Source organism: Streptomyces sp. NPDC021562 (genome assembly GCF_040640875.1).
Lineage (GTDB): Bacteria > Actinomycetota > Actinomycetes > Streptomycetales > Streptomycetaceae > Streptomyces.
In genome coordinates, this window is record NZ_JBFACN010000127.1 from 1 (window position 1) to 1,014 (window position 1,014).

Annotated in this window: 1 protein-coding gene; it reads left to right on the top strand. The window is 42.1% G+C overall.

All coding sequences use genetic code 11. The features are described from left to right. Nucleotides 1–1,014: exonuclease domain-containing protein (locus AB0G52_RS41420; RefSeq protein WP_361344544.1), on the top strand; the 1,014-nt coding region annotated here is incomplete at both ends.

Genomic DNA, 1,014 nt, shown 5'->3' on the forward strand with positions numbered 1-1,014 from the left:
CAGGAACGCGGCAAACAAGCAATGCTTGATATTCAGAAGATGGAGGCTGACAAAGAAGCGGGAGATGCAAGTATTCCGTCAGGTCCACTTTCCATCGGCTTAACAATCAAGGATGACAGCGACTACCGACGTCTTGAGGAAATTATTGATGAGGAAAGACGCGTAACGATTGAAGGATATGTTTTCTTTGCAGAAACAAAAGAGCTTCGTAGTGGACGAACATTACTGACATTCAAGATCACAGATTACACCAGCTCTATTATGGTGAAGATGTTCTCAAGAGATAAGGAAGATGCTGCATTATTCCAGCTTGTTAAAAAGGGAATGTGGCTAAGAGCCCGAGGCAGTATTCAAAACGATACCTTTGTCAGAGACCTGGTAATGATCGGAAATGATTTGAATGAAATAAAGCCTGTGGAAAGACAGGATACAGCTAAAGAAGGCGAAAAACGAGTGGAGCTCCATCTCCACACACCTATGAGCCAAATGGATGCTGTTTCATCTGTCGGCGCACTCGTTGGCCAAGCGAAAAAATGGGGCCACAAAGCAATTGCTATTACAGATCATGCAGTTGCACAATCATTCCCAGAAGCGTTTGGTGCTGGAAAGAAAAATGACGTGAAGATTCTGTACGGTGTAGAAGTAAACTTAGTTGATGACGGTGTGCCAATTGCCTACAATGAAAAGGACTTGGTTTTAGAAGATGCGACTTACGTAGTATTTGACGTTGAGACGACTGGTTTATCTGCCGTTTACAATACAATTATTGAATTGGCGGCAGTGAAAATTCATAATGGAGAAATTATTGACCGTTTTGAATCATTCGCAAATCCCCATCACAGACTGTCAGCTACAACTATCAATTTGACTGGAATTACAGATGATTTGGTTCAGAGTGCTCCTGAAATCGATATTGTTTTACGCAAGTTTAAAGAGTGGGCCGGAGACGATATTCTTGTTGCTCATAACGCTTCCTTTGACGTAGGGTTCATCAATGTTGGCTATCAAAAAGCA